General features: G+C 55.2%; 12 protein-coding genes. 10 read left to right on the top strand and 2 right to left on the bottom strand.

Annotated features, from left to right (window positions below; all coding sequences use genetic code 11):
• Positions 1-79: 79 nt before the first annotated feature.
• The 7 genes from GSQ81_RS00130 to GSQ81_RS00100 all read left to right on the top strand — a co-directional run bounded on the left by GSQ81_RS00130 (position 80) and on the right by GSQ81_RS00100 (position 7,721).
• Entirely contained in the window at positions 80-1,090 is a 1,011-nt protein-coding gene (locus GSQ81_RS00130; protein WP_158908735.1) for a 4-hydroxy-3-methylbut-2-enyl diphosphate reductase, read from the top strand.
• A 32-nt stretch (positions 1,091-1,122) separates the two neighbouring features.
• Complete coding sequence (shc, locus tag GSQ81_RS00125) at positions 1,123-3,147, top strand: squalene--hopene cyclase (protein WP_158908734.1); 2,025 nt, start codon at positions 1,123-1,125, stop codon at positions 3,145-3,147.
• A 34-nt stretch (positions 3,148-3,181) separates the two neighbouring features.
• Positions 3,182-4,312: an adenosyl-hopene transferase HpnH gene (hpnH, locus tag GSQ81_RS00120; RefSeq protein ID WP_158908733.1), complete on the top strand. Its 1,131-nt coding sequence runs from the start codon at positions 3,182-3,184 to the stop codon at positions 4,310-4,312.
• A 125-nt stretch (positions 4,313-4,437) separates the two neighbouring features.
• A complete protein-coding gene (locus GSQ81_RS00115) occupies positions 4,438-4,884 on the top strand; it encodes a hypothetical protein (RefSeq protein WP_158908732.1) in 447 nt (148 codons plus the stop codon).
• A gap of 48 nt (positions 4,885-4,932) precedes the next feature.
• Positions 4,933-5,940 carry a hopanoid-associated sugar epimerase gene (hpnA, locus tag GSQ81_RS00110; RefSeq protein ID WP_158908731.1) on the top strand — a complete coding sequence of 336 codons (1,008 nt, stop codon included), beginning with the start codon at positions 4,933-4,935 and terminating at the stop codon, positions 5,938-5,940.
• Positions 5,937-6,617, top strand: coding sequence for a phosphorylase (locus tag GSQ81_RS00105; protein ID WP_158908730.1), 681 nt, complete (start codon positions 5,937-5,939; stop codon positions 6,615-6,617). The genes hpnA and GSQ81_RS00105 overlap by 4 nt, the downstream gene beginning before the upstream one ends.
• 51 nt (positions 6,618-6,668) lie before the next feature.
• Positions 6,669-7,721: a zinc-dependent dehydrogenase gene (locus GSQ81_RS00100; RefSeq protein WP_158909817.1), complete on the top strand. Its 1,053-nt coding sequence runs from the start codon at positions 6,669-6,671 to the stop codon at positions 7,719-7,721.
• A gap of 28 nt (positions 7,722-7,749) precedes the next feature.
• Here GSQ81_RS00100 and GSQ81_RS00095 read toward each other — a convergent pair whose 3' ends face one another.
• Positions 7,750-9,108 carry an alpha-L-fucosidase gene (locus GSQ81_RS00095; RefSeq protein WP_158908729.1) on the bottom strand — a complete coding sequence of 453 codons (1,359 nt, stop codon included), beginning with the start codon at positions 9,106-9,108 and terminating at the stop codon, positions 7,750-7,752.
• Positions 9,109-9,233: 125 nt separating this feature from the next.
• Positions 9,234-9,557: an L-rhamnose mutarotase gene (locus GSQ81_RS00090; protein ID WP_158908728.1), complete on the bottom strand. Its 324-nt coding sequence runs from the start codon at positions 9,555-9,557 to the stop codon at positions 9,234-9,236.
• An 88-nt stretch (positions 9,558-9,645) separates the two neighbouring features.
• Between GSQ81_RS00090 and GSQ81_RS00085 the strand changes: the two genes are divergently transcribed.
• The 3 genes from GSQ81_RS00085 to GSQ81_RS00075 all read left to right on the top strand — a co-directional run bounded on the left by GSQ81_RS00085 (position 9,646) and on the right by GSQ81_RS00075 (position 12,730).
• Complete coding sequence (locus GSQ81_RS00085; protein WP_158908727.1) at positions 9,646-10,377, top strand: GntR family transcriptional regulator; 732 nt, start codon at positions 9,646-9,648, stop codon at positions 10,375-10,377.
• 80 nt (positions 10,378-10,457) lie between these two features.
• The gene (locus GSQ81_RS00080; protein WP_158908726.1) at positions 10,458-11,717 is read left to right on the top strand and encodes an enolase C-terminal domain-like protein; all 1,260 of its coding nucleotides are present in this window, start codon (positions 10,458-10,460) and stop codon (positions 11,715-11,717) included.
• Positions 11,714-12,730, top strand: coding sequence for an L-rhamnose/proton symporter RhaT (locus GSQ81_RS00075; RefSeq protein WP_158908725.1), 1,017 nt, complete (start codon positions 11,714-11,716; stop codon positions 12,728-12,730). Before GSQ81_RS00080 ends, GSQ81_RS00075 begins: the two co-directional genes overlap by 4 nt.
• Positions 12,731-12,735 lie beyond the last annotated feature (5 nt).

Raw genomic sequence — 12,735 nt, 5'->3', positions numbered from 1 at the left:
TTCGCCGCTGTGGCTCCCGTGCACCAAAGATGGTTCAAATTCGCCCCAAACCACCCCTGAACGCGGTATACTGGTAGGCGTGACTACAACCACTCTTGACCACGCTGCGATCGATCAAGGCAGCTCTCCCAAAACCAAGCGAGTTCTCCTCCTCAAGCCTCGCGGCTTCTGCGCCGGTGTTGTGCGCGCGATCGACGTCGTTCAGATTGCGCTGGAGACCTTTGGCGCGCCGATCTATGTCCGTAAAGAGATTGTGCACAATAGCTATGTCGTGACCGACCTGGCAAAAAAAGGCGCCATCTTCGTCAATGAGCTGGACGAGGTGCCCGAGGGCGCTCGTGTCATCTATTCCGCCCATGGCGTTTCGCCTGCGGTTCGGGAGCGCGCCAAGGAGCGCGGCCTGAAGGTTGTCGATGCGACGTGCCCGCTGGTGACCAAGGTGCATGTCGAGGCGATCAAATTTGCCAAGCAGGGCTACTCGCTTGTGCTGGTGGGGCATCGCGACCACGAAGAGGTTGAAGGAACGCAGGGCGAAGCGCCGAGCGTGACCCAGGTGGTTTCGACGGTCGAAGAGGTTGCCGCGCTGGTGGTTCCAGACCCGAACAAGGTGGCCTACCTGACGCAGACGACGCTCTCGCTGGACGAGGCGCGCTACATGATCGAGGCGCTGAAGAAGAAGTTCCCCAACATCGTTGGGCCGCACGCGCAGGATATTTGCTATGCCACTGAGAACCGCCAGACTGCGGTGAAGAATGTTGCACATGGAGCGGATGTAGTGCTTGTAGTTGGCTCGCGCAACAGTTCGAACTCGAACCGTCTTGTGGAAGTCTCACAGAATCTGGGAACGAACTCTTATCTGATCGACAAGGCTGAAGATATCAAGCTGGAATGGCTTGATGGCGTCGATACGGTAGCCGTGACTGCCGGTGCTTCCGCTCCTGAGGTTCTGGTGAAGGATGTCGTTGAGTATCTGCAGACGAAGGGCTATGGTTCCGTCGATGAGGTGGAGGTGATGCCGGAGAATGTTCGCTTCGGTTTGCCTCCTGAGATCGTCCAGGCGATTGCGTCCGCTCCTCAGGTCTCACGCTGAGCGGGAAGTTCCAACCAGAGAGTTCGGTATCCATGAGTACATCTTCAAGTAATCCGAAGACCGCAACCCAGCCGGCGCAGCCGCGCTTTGGCCGGATGGACCTTGGATTGGAGCATGTGGCGAATGGAATCGCCCGTGCCAAGGATTGGCTGCTGGGCCAGCAGGACCCTGAGGGATATTGGTGCGGCGAGCTCGAAGCGGACAGTATGCTCGAGTCCGACTATATCTTCATGCATACGCTGCTGGGGACGGGCGACCCGGGCAAGATGGAACGGGCGCTCAATGAGATTCTTCGCCACCAGAACGATGATGGTGGATGGAGCCTCTATCCTGGCGGACCTTCGAATATCAGCTATGGCGTAAAGGCCTATCTCGCGTTGAAGCTGATGGGTTGGTCGAAGGATCATCCGGTTCTGGTGAAGGCCCGGGAGTGGGTGCTTGCCAATGGCGGTGTGGTGGAGTGCAATACCTTCACCAAGATCTACCTATGCGCGCTGGGGCAGTACGACTACGACGCGGTACCCGCGATTCCGCCGGAGATTGTTCTTTTTCCCAACTGGTTTTACTTCAATCTGTATGAGATCTCGTCGTGGTCGCGTGGCATTCTCGTGCCACTGTCGATCATCTATTCGAAGAAACCGTTCAAGAAGATTTCGCCGGAGCAGGGAATTGATGAGCTGTTTGTGGGTGGCCGCCAAAACTCGAACCTGCATCTGCGCTGGGATACGAAGCGTCCAATAAGCTGGCGCAACTTCTTTCTCTTTACGGACCGCATGATTCACTGGTTCGAGCGGGTTCACATTCGGCCACTGCGGAAGATTGCGATCAAGAAGGCCGAGAAGTGGATGCTGGAACGGTTTGAGAAGTCGGACGGGTTGGGCGCGATCTATCCGGCGATGCTGAACTCGATTGTTGCGCTGCGCTGCCTGGACTACTCTGTCGATGACCCACAGATGATTCGGGCGATGGACGAGTTTGAGAAGCTGGGCATCGACTGCCCCGACGGAACGCCCGATTATGCGCCTCCGACATTTCGCATGCAGCCGTGCTTCCCCCCGGTGTGGGATACGGCTCAGGCGATGTATGCGCTGGGCGAGGCTGGGATTGCTAAGGACGATCCGCGGATGTTGAAGGCCGCGGACTGGATTCTGTCGAAGGAAGTTCGCCAGAAGGGCGATTGGGCGGTGAAGGTCAAAAATGTCGAGCCAGGCGGATGGTACTTCGAGTTCAACAATGAGTTCTATCCGGACATCGATGACACGGGGCAGGTTCTGCTCGCATTGAACTTCGTCGACAATCCTCGTGAGCGTTATCAGCACGAGGTCTGCCAGCGCGCGTTGAACTGGATCTGGGCGATGCAGTGCAAGAATGGCGGCTGGGCTGCGTTCGACAAGGACAACACCAAGAGCATCTTTCAGTACGTTCCATTTGCCGACCACAATGCGATGCTCGACCCGCCGACGGTTGACATCACGGGCCGGATGCTGGAGATGCTGGCGCAGTATGGCTTCACGCGGAAAGATCCGCGGGTCGAGAAGGCTGTGCAGTTCATCCTGAAGGAGCAGGAGTCGGATGGAAGCTGGTTTGGGCGCTGGGGCGTCAACTATCTCTACGGCACATTTTTGGTGCTGCGCGGTCTGGAGGCGATGGGCTTCTGGAACCACGAACCTGCCATTCAGCAGGCTGCCGAATGGATTCGCATGGTGCAAAATGCCGATGGCGGCTGGGGCGAGACCTGCGGCACCTACGACGATCCTAACCAGCGCGGCATCGGTCCGAGCACACCGTCGCAGACCGCATGGGCTTTGCTTGGACTACTGGCTGCCGGGGATACGCGTTCGGATTCGGTGGCAAAGGGAATTCGCTGGCTGGTTGAGCAGCAACATGAGGACGGCAGTTGGAGTGAACTGATGCCAGGCCGCAATGGCGAGAGCTATTACACGGGTACCGGTTTTCCGCGAGTCTTCTATCTTGGATATCACTTGTATAAGCAGTACTTCCCGCTGTTGGCACTGACGACCTATCATCGTGCCTTGGGAAGTGAAGCGGCAAAGTAGCCGGACGCAAAAGATTCATCGGAGGATAAACCTGATGGCAGTACCAGTTTCGCAGGCTTGGACAGTTGCAACCTATGTTTTGAAGCAGAAGTTGACGGGCAGGAAGAAGTATCCGCTCGTGCTGATGCTGGAGCCCTTGTTCCGCTGCAACCTCGCGTGCGCGGGCTGCGGAAAGATCCAGTATCCTGCCCACATTTTGAAGCAGGACCTTTCGCCCGAAGATTGCTTCAATGCAGTCGAAGAGTGTGGGACCCCAATGGTCGCCATCCCCGGTGGAGAGCCTTTGCTTCACCCGCAGATGCCGGAGATTGTCGCCGGTCTGGTGGCGCGGAAGAAGTACGTCTACATGTGCACCAATGCGCTTCTGCTCAAGGAGAAGCTGCATCTCTTCAAACCGAGCAAGTATCTCTCCTTCTCCGTTCATGTGGACGGACAACGTGAGCACCACGACTTCTCTGTCTGCCGCGAAGGCGGCTACGACATCGCGATGGAGGGCGTACGTGCTGCGGTGGAAGCGGGTTTCCGCGTCACGACCAACACCACATTGTTCGACGGCGCCGATCCGAACAGCGTTCGCGCTCACTTCGACGAATTGATGACGGCGGGCGTGGAGAGCATGATGGTCTCGCCTGGTTATACCTATGACAAGGCCCCCGACCAGAAGCACTTTCTCGGGCGTGCACGCTCGAAGAAGCTCTTCCGCTCCATTCTGTCGAATCGCAAGAAGACCTGGCGCTTCAATGCGTCGCCTATCTTTATGGAATTTTTGATGGGCAAGAAAGATTTGAAATGCACGCCATGGGGAATGCCCACGTTCAGCATCTTCGGTTGGCAGAAGCCCTGCTATCTGCTTCAGGATGGGTATGCTGACTCCTTCAAGGAGTTGATGGAGACTACGGAGTGGTCGAACTACGGAACCGAAAGCGGCAATCCGCAGTGCGCCAATTGCATGGTTCACTCGGGCTATGAGGCCAGCGGTGTGAACTACACCTTCGGTTCGCTCAAAGGGCTGATGCAGACAGCGAAGGCGATCTTCTTCAGTAAGTATGAAGATGATGGCGCGATGAAGCTGCTGAATGAGTGGAAGCCTGCGCATAGCGCTCCCCTCGTCCAGATTGCGTCGCCAACCGCCGCTGAAAAGAGCAGCGAACTTCAGGGCGTCTAGATTTGTTTTTCTGTTGCCACGCCCTGGAAACATCATCGAAGTGCCGTTTTTCTTGAGAGAAAACGGCGTTAGGATATTCACTTTTCCTGTACCTCTACAGGAAAAAAGATCGAGGGAGACGAACGATGGCAACGGAGACACAGGAATCAGCGAAGCTCGCGCAATTGGCGCATGAAAATCCCGACGAGATCGAAGTTGCCGCGGGACGCGAGCGCGAAGTGCTTGAGGGCTGGGTTCCCGATCTGGCGAGTGAAGCCGAGGTACGTGAGGCGCTCGAAAAGGCCTTCGATTATCGAGGCGATGTCACGATCACACGTAAAGACGGTTCTAAAGTAGAGGGTTATCTCTTTGACCGGCGCTCGGGTGCTTCGTTGAATGACTCTTTTGTTCGCGTCATCCCTTCGGCCACTCGTGAGAAGGTGAATGTCGCCTATGCCGACATCGCCGCACTCGCCTTCACGGGACGCGATACGGCTGCCGGAAAAACCTTCGAGGCATGGGTTAATAAGTACTGGGAGAAGAAGGCCGCTGGCGAAAAGAACATTCAGATTGAGCCGGAGAAGCTAGACTAATCTGCTTTCATGCATCGTTCCTGAGAAAGAATAGGAAGAGAGCGAAACGTGCGCGTATTCATTACTGGGGCGACAGGCTTTGTCGGCGGCCATGTGGCGCGGGCGTATGCGTCCGAGGGTGCGAGCCTTCGTCTATTGACGCGGCAAACGAGCCGTCTTGATTCGCTCGCCGGGATTGACGCAGAGACGGTTGTGGGCGACCTACGCGAACCGGAAAAATTGCGCTCGGCGCTTGTGGGCTGCGACGCTCTGGTGCATGTTGCCGCGGACTATCGCCTTTGGGTCCGTGATCCGGCGCAGATGTATGCGGCCAATGTTGATGGCACACGCGAGTTGCTCAGGATCGCGCGAGAGGTTGGCGTTCAGCGCGTTGTCTACACCTCCAGCGTGGCTACAATGGGCTTCAAGAGCGATGGCTCCATCGTGAATGAAGAGACGCCCGTATCCCTTGCGGACATGATCGGTGCCTATAAGGGGTCGAAGTTTCTCGGTGAACAAGAGGCCATTCGTGCTGCGCAGGCTGGGCAGCATGTCATGATTTTGAATCCCACTACACCGATAGGCACGGGCGACGCCAAGCCTACGCCTACTGGAAGAATCATTGTGGATTTCCTCAATAAAAAGTTTCCGGCTTATGTCGACACCGGTCTGAATCTGGTTGACGTCAACGAAGTAGCTCGAATGCACGTTGTAGCGCTGGAGATGGGAACGCCCGGGGAGCGTTACATTCTCGGCGGCGAAAATCTAACGCTCAAGCAGATTCTTGACCGCATGTCTTCGATCACCGGTCTGCCTTCTCCGACGATGAAGGTGCCCCATGCCGTAGCCATGGCCTTTGCCTTCTTCGACGAAAACTTTACGGGTCGTCTTCGCGGCAAAGAGCCACGCGCCACAGTGGAAGCGGTGCGCATGGGCAAGAAGACGATGTTTGCCTCCTCCGCCAGGGCAGAGCGTGAACTGGGCTTCAAGGTTCTTCCCGTCTATCACGCACTGCGCTCTGCGATTGCCTGGTTCATCGCGAATGGCTATGCGCCCGCGCTCGACAAGCAGCTATGAAAGAGTGCCCAGCTATCATCGCCGCGTTGCCGCACGAGGTAAAGGCACTCGTTCGTGGATGGCAGGAGCATCGCCTTCCTGACAAGATCACGGCCTATACCAATGACTTTGCCGTTGTTGCCTGTGCAGGTATGGGAGCGGATCGTGCCACGCTCGCCGTGCAGGCGGCACTTTCACTGAAACCAGTTACCTCTATTCTTTCGGCTGGCCTCGCAGGTGCATGCGATCCTGCCCTTCGCGTGGGAGATATCGTTCGCGCCGGAGTTGTTATCGACGTTCGCACTGGAGAGCGTTTCACCAATCCCCTCTTCAGTCAGACATTGATTACCGCTTCTGTTATTGCAGGCAGCAAGGAGAAGCAGCGTCTTTACGCTTCTTATAAAGCTAGCGCTGTCGATATGGAAGCCGCAACAGTGGCCCGTCTTGCGCAGGCGCATAATCTCTCTTTCAGTGCCATCAAATCTATCTCGGACGAGGCCACGTTTGAGATGGTGGAACTCGCGCAGTTTGCTGCGGCGGACGGACAGTTTCGTGAAGCAGCCTTTGCCGCGCATTCAGTCCTGCGACCGCGTCTTTGGCCAAAGCTCTTTGCACTTGCGAGCAACAGTAAGCGCGCCGTGCAGTCTCTAACCAGCGAACTCGAATTGCAATTAAACTGGTATCACCAGCAAACATAAGGAAATACGTTGACATTACAGCAAGGCCAAACAGTGACCGTTCCCGTAACCATGCGCGCCGCCGTCTATCGCGGCATCAACGATGTTCGCGTCGAGACTATTTCCGTTCCCGACATTGGCCCTGGCGAAGTGCTGGTAAAGATTCACACATGCGGCATCTGTGGCACCGACCTCAAGAAGATCCATAGCGGATCTCACGATGCGCCGCGCGTCTTTGGGCATGAGATGTCGGGCACGATCGTTCGTGCTGGCGAAGGTGTTACCGGCTTTGCGGTAGGCGACCGCGTGATGGCCTACCATCACATTCCCTGCGGGGAGTGCTATTACTGCCGCAAGCAGACCTTTGCGCAGTGTGAGGTCTACAAGAAGGTTGGCTGCACCGCTGGCTTCGCTCCTTCTGGTGGTGGCTTCGCCGAGTACATTCGCGTCATGGACTGGATTGTGCGCCGTGGACTGATCAAAGTCCCAGACGACATTCCGTTCGAACAAGCGGCTTTCATAGAGCCAGTCAACACTTGCTACAAGGCCATTCGCCTGCTTAACCTGCAACCTGATGAGACTGTACTGGTGATTGGCCAAGGCTCCATCGGTATTTTGCTTGCGGCGCTTGCCCGGCAAACCGGAGCTACTGTTCTTACCAGCGATCTCTATCCTGAACGTCACGCCGTAGCCGCAAAATTCGGACTGCATCATTCGCTCGATGCTCACGGAGACGTGGTTGCTGCGGCAAAGGCAGCCACTGAAGGACGTGGGGCCGATGTCGCGTTGTTGGCTGTGGGGGGCAACGGTCTCATCAAAGTGGCGATGGATGCTATTCGTCCGGGCGGCCGCGTACAGCTCTTTGCGCAGACGCAGCATGGCGAAGCTCCCTTTGATCCGGCCGCAGTCTGCATGGACGAAAAGACATTGATGGGATCCTATAGCGCGTCAGTCGCTATTCAGGATGACGTTACGCGCATGGTCTTCGATGGCTATCGCAATGGCTTCGACCTGACTCAGTTGATATCGCATCGCTTCTCTCTTGAGGATGCAGTCGCTGCCATTGATCTGGCTTCGCATCCACAGGCTGATTCGTTGAAGATCGTAATTCAGCCCGGGGAGTAAGCCCTTTACGAGACCGATGTGGAAGCGGTCAAAGCGTTCTTAGAGCGACAACACTGACATTCTTATCGGGAGCTTGCTGTGGCAGGGTAATCTGCACGCCGTTCTCGGTTTGTTGGAAGGTTAGCGGCTGATTGTTAGCCAACAGGCGCGCTGATAAGACCTTGGGCTTGACTCCACTTAGTTGTAATCCGTTGGTGGGCCAATCCAAAACGTGTACATAGAGATTATTCTCTTTCGCCGTGGTGCGGTATGCCCGTTCTCCCTGGATGGGACCGTAGGTTGTGCCGTAGATGGCGTCGCCATTGAGGGTGATCCAATCGCCGATGGATCGCAGACGTTCTTGAAACTCAGGCTGAATCATTCCATCAGGTTGAGGGCCGACGTTGAGAAGGAAGTTGCCTCCGCGGCTTGTAACCTCAACCAGGCCGCGAATGAGATCGCGTGAAGATTTGTAGTCATGGTCATTGGCGTTGTAAGCCCATGTGTTGTTGATGGTCATACAGGTCTCCCAAAGCTGGAAGTCTGCTGCGGAAGGTATCCCGGTATGCAGTTTTTTCTGCACGCTGGTGTCTGTTGCCTGAATGCGAACGTCTTTGGTGGGGATGGCACTTGGGATGAATTGTTCAGGAGTAACGTAGTCGCCGGGGACGCCGATGCGATCGTTGACCAGCGCTGGCGGTTGCAGCTTGTGGATGAGTTCAAGGAAGCGCTGGCCATCGTATTTTTCCTGATTGTTCAGGCCGTCGAACCAGATGTCTTTAACGACACCATAGCGCGTGAGCAGCTCGCTGAGTTGTAGCTGCATGTAGTTGAGATAAGACGACCATTCGGGACGCTCAGGCTGTCCATGCCAATTGTCACGGACAAGCTTCGATGTATCGCGGAAACCAGGGTGATGCATATCTGGCGGTGAGTAGTAGAAGCCGAGCTGCATGTCGCGCCGCGCGCAGGCATCGGCGAGTTGTTTGACGATGTCTTTACCGTATGGAGTGTTCGTGATCTTGTAGTCGGTGTAGGAAGAATCGAACATGCAGAAGCCGTCATGGTGTTTGGTGGTGAAGACCATGTACTTCTGGCCGGCAGCACGAGCGAGATCGATGAAGTGGTCGGGATCGTATTTGGTGGGATTGAATCGCTTGTGCAGCGCAACGTACTCCGCTTCGGTGATGTTCCACTTACCGGGCTCCATGATCGGCCAGGAGGCTTCAACGCTGGCAAGCGAATAGGGGCCCCAGTGAATGAACATACCGAATTTTGCTTCGCGGTACCACGCGGTACGCTCGTCTTCGAGGTTTTCGCCAAAGGCGAATCGACGGAGGAGGGGAAGGGAAACGGTGGCAATGCCTGCATGTAGAAGCTGACGGCGAGAAAGGCTATAAGCGCTCATTTGGAGAGAACAATAAAGATGTATAAGATAAATTGTCAAGCAAATATGGAAAATCTATCGCTTGCATAGTATGCTTTTTACATGTATAAGCACTTAAAGCAATCAATTGTATGCACTCTTCAAGCTTAATCGAGATGGAAGACTTCTTTCATCGAGGCCCACCACTCACCCTCTGCTCGGTCTTCGAGAGGCTTTTGCATGGGGCTCATGATCGCCCACCATTCCTGGGTTTTGGTATCGGCGGCCATTTTTGCCATGTCGGCAGCGAAGTCGTCGCCAATATATTCGAAGTAGCCGAAGAGAATTCTGTCGCGGAGAAAGATGGAGTAATTACGGATATTGCACTCGGTAATCTTGCTGAGAACTTCTGGCCAGACTGACTGATGATGTTTTTTATAGGCAACTTCAGCTTCAGGCTGGAGATGGATGATCTGGGCATAGCGTTGCATAAACGCTCCTGTAATGGTTGGCTCAAGTGCTCACTAGCACATTTGAAATCTGAGGATCATACGCTCGCACACGTTAGTATAGGCACCTATGTCAAACAATACCGTAATAAAAGGAATAGCAAAACCGGTGGCCCAGCGCAATGAGCCGCTGGTGAAGCACGCATTGGCAGAGCGGCTGCGCAAAGAGATTGTTAGCGGTGCACTCAAACCGGGCTCTCGAATTGTGGAAGGGACCTGGGGACGGACGCTTGGCGTCGCACAGGGCTCGATTCGGGAGGCAATCAATATTTTGGCGCAAGAAGGCTTTGTTGCCAAGGCTGCTGGGCGAAGCGCGCGCGTGGTGAGTCTGAGCGAGGATGACGTTCTGCGGCTGTACGAGTTGCGCGGCGCACTGGAAGGCCTTGCAGGAAGGCTGGCTGCGGAGCGCAAGGTAGATACAAAAGACTTGCAGGAAGCTGTTGACAGAATGCGCCGCGCGACGAAACGTGGTCATGCATCTGAATTGCTGGATGCTGATCTGGCTTTTCATTTGGAGCTTTGCCGGCTTTCGCAAAACCCTTTCCTGCTGGAACATGCTCGGAGGATCCTGTTGCCGTTTTTTGCGTTTGTGCGGATACGTGTTGTGGCAAGCGGGCAGGGAACCGGTCCATGGACCCACGACCTTGAAGTTCATCAGCGAATACACGATCTGATACTGGAAGGCGAGGGGCGCGTGGTGGAACAGTATATTCAGCAGGTGATGACAAGGTTCGCAGCCACCGCTTATGACCAGTGGGAGAAGAAGGTTCCGTCGGGCAAGCGTAGTAAACGCCAACAGTAAATCCAGTGAGCACTCGAATCTGCATGACAAGGTAGAGCGGACCGAATAAAAGATTTTCAAGTTTAGAACAGGAGAAGAGAATGGCGGCGTGTTCAATCGATCGCATTTCAACATTTGATGCGAGGTATCCATTGCCGCCTGGCGCGGGAAGCGATGCAGTTCATACGTCACCGGAGTATTGCCTGGCGGTGACGCGGCTCGGCTCGATTGAGACGGGTATATGCGGCACGGGATTTGCACTCACCCTTGGCGAAGGTAACCGCCTGGTGTGCGAGGCGATTGAACTACTGGCACAGCCTTTGCGGGGGCGATCGATCGAAGACCTGATGGCTGAGTTTGGAAGCGTGTCGCGGCAGATGGCGGACAATCCCATGTTGCGATGGCTGGGACCACACAAAGGGGTGGTGCATTTGGCGCTCGCCTCCATTACAAATGCATGTTTCGATCTTTGGACGAAGAGCAGAGGAGTGCCTCTGTGGAAGTTACTGCTGGATCTTCAGCCGGAAGAAGTAGTGCGGTTGCTGGATCTGAGCTATCTGGATGAGGTATTGGATGAGCAGCAGGCTGTAGCGATACTGCACGAGCAGATGAAGACGCGCGAAGAGCGAGCGGGTATTTTGCATACGGGATACCCCGGCTATGACACCTCGGTTGGCTGGATGGCGTATGACGATGCGAAGGTGCGCGAACTGACGGCAGTTGCAATGAGTCAGGGGTTTAGTGCTTTCAAGCTGAAAGTGGGATCGCGCGACCATGCGCGCGATCTGCGCCGTGCTGCAATGTTGCGCGAGTGTGCCGGCGATTCCGGAACGATCATGTTTGATGCGAATCAACAATGGACACTACCAATCGCGCGAGGTATGTGTGCAGAATTGGTTAAGTTAAGGCCTCTCTGGATTGAGGAGCCGACGCATCCGGATGATGTGATGGCTCACGTAGCACTGGCGCGAGAGATTGCTCCGGTGAAGATTGCGACGGGGGAGCATATTCCGAACCGCGTAGTGTTCAAGAACTTTATCGAAACCGGAGCAGTGCATTTCGTGCAAGCAGATTGCACGAGGCTGGCGGGAGTAAGTGAGTTTTTGACAGTGAGTCTGCTGGCTAAAAAGTTCAACCTGCCGGTAGTGCCACATGTGGGTGATATGGGACAGGTGCATCAGCACCTCGTCCTCTTCAATCATGTGGCGATGGGGCACGAGGTCCAGTTTTTGGAATACATTCCTCATCTGAGAAGTCACATGATTTATCCGGCGGAGGTGGAGGGAGGGTTCTACCGTACGCCACAGGAGCCGGGAGCATCGAGCGACTTGAAAGAGCTATCAGAGCGGAAGTGCGGATGAGTGGGCCCGTGCTGCAAGGAATTGGACTGACGATGATTGCCGGCGTGATGTCTGGCAATTGCATGTTGCCCATGAAGTTTGCTCGGCGTTGGCGATGGGAGAATGTATGGCTGGTGTTTAGTCTGGTGTCGCTGCTGGTACTGCCGTGGGCACTAGCATTGATGCAGGTGGACAGTCTGTTTGAGATCTACCGTACAATTCCCTTGAGCACGATGTATGCCCCGTTGCTCTTTGGCGCAGGATGGGGTGTCGCTCAGATTCTGTTTGGCATCTCAGTAGTGCGGTTAGGAATGGGTGTTGGCTATGCAGTGATTGTAGGACTTGGCGCGGTATTGGGAACATTGGTGCCATTGTTTATGGGGCAGCGAAGATTCATTACCAATGCTGCACTGGTAGAGATATTGGTGGGTGTGATTGTGATGGTGCTGGGAATTGTCCTGACGGCCTGGGGAGGACAACTGCGCGAACATGACAATCGCAGCGCAAACGGTGAGCTATCGCGTCAGCAAGGATACGTCGGGGCTGTGATGCTGGCGGTGCTTTGTGGATTGCTGGCGCCGATGTTGAATTATGCGTTTGCCTTTGGACAGGGACTGGCAGAGGCTGCAGTGAGAGCGGGGAACACTCCTGTAGCCGCTGCCTATGCTGTGTGGCCTATCGCATTGCTTGGCGGGTTGGTTCCAAATATTTTGTATAGCCTTTATCTGTTGCGCAAGAATAGAAGTTGGGGAGTGTTCACGAGGCATTCGCCAGACGTGTTGTGGGCAGCCTTGATGGCGATATTGTGGATGGGCGCATTTGCACTATATGGAGTGAGTTCGGTATATCTTGGAGCGCTTGGAACATCCATCGGATGGGGGTTATTTCAGATATTCATGATTATGACGGCGACAACCTCCGGGCTATTGACGGCGGAGTGGAGACGCGCTTCGCGTAGGGCGATGATGTTTTTAGGATCGGGTATGGCAGCGTTGATTGGCGCGACTGTTCTGCTTTCGATGGGTGGCCGCTAAGAGGG

Origin of the sequence: Granulicella sp. L56, from assembly GCF_009765835.1 — a bacterium.
Lineage (GTDB): Bacteria > Acidobacteriota > Terriglobia > Terriglobales > Acidobacteriaceae > Edaphobacter.
Note: the sequence above shows the minus strand (reverse complement) of the source record. Positions and strands in the feature narration are given on the sequence as shown.